This is a genomic window from Salinimicrobium oceani, assembly GCF_012037645.1.
In genome coordinates, this window is the sequence record NZ_JAAVJR010000355.1 from 1 (window position 1) to 534 (window position 534).

1 pseudogene is annotated in these 534 nt (G+C 43.8%); it reads right to left on the bottom strand.

The features are described 5' to 3' along the window. A pseudogene (locus HC175_RS17155) lies at positions 1–534 on the bottom strand (F0F1 ATP synthase subunit alpha); the annotation flags it as partial.

Genomic DNA, 534 nt, shown 5'->3' on the forward strand with positions numbered 1-534 from the left:
GATCATCATAAACGATCAAGGCAGGACGTCCTGTGTCCCTAAAATATTCACCAATTGCAGCACCTGCAAAAGGAGCATAAACCTGCATTGGTGCAGGATCTGATGCGTTTGCAGCAACAATAGTGGTATAAGCAAGAGCTCCCTTATCTTCCAGAGTCTTGGCGATACCTGCTACAGTAGAGGCTTTTTGCCCAATAGCCACATATATACAATAAACAGGTTCCCCTGCATCATAAAATTCTTTTTGGTTTAGGATGGTATCAATAACCACGGCAGTTTTACCTGTTTGACGGTCACCAATTACTAATTCCCTTTGTCCCCGTCCAATTGGCACCATGGCATCAATTGCCTTGATCCCTGTTTGTAAAGGCTCTGTAACAGGTTGACGGAAAATAACCCCAGGGGCTTTACGCTCCAATGGCATTTGAAAAGTCTCTCCCTGAATAGGCCCTTTTCCATCAATAGGAGTACCTAGAGTATCCACTACCCTTCCAACAATTCCTTCTCCTACATTAATAGAAGCAATTCTCTGAG